Annotated in this window: 1 protein-coding gene; it reads right to left on the reverse strand. The window is 56.1% G+C overall.

What is annotated here, in order from left to right:
* The coding region (locus tag Q5L94_RS13535) for a sugar ABC transporter permease (RefSeq protein WP_317498882.1) at positions 1-319 on the reverse strand (319 nt) is incomplete at both ends.

Consider the following 319-nt stretch of genomic DNA (forward strand, 5'->3'; position numbering starts at 1 on the left):
GTTCGGAAATCAGACCGAGCGCCATGAACATATCATTGATGATCCCGAACTGGTCATGCAGCATCCAGGCCCACATCTTGGCTGAAACGATGGTCGGGATCGCCCACGGGATCAGAACAGCCGCGCGGACAAATGCACGGCCCCGAAATTGCTGGTTCAGCACCAGCGCGATGATGAGGCCAAAGACAGTTTCGAAGGAAACCGAAACGGCGGCAAAAAGGATCGTGTTCCAGACAGAACGCCACCAGCGGGGATCGGCCAGCAAGCCGTAATACTGTCCCTCGCCGTCGCCGAAATCGACATATTCCAGGTAATTGCG

This window comes from Idiomarina sp. Sol25, assembly GCF_033052775.1.
In the GTDB taxonomy this organism is placed as follows: Bacteria; Pseudomonadota; Gammaproteobacteria; order Enterobacterales; family Alteromonadaceae; genus Idiomarina.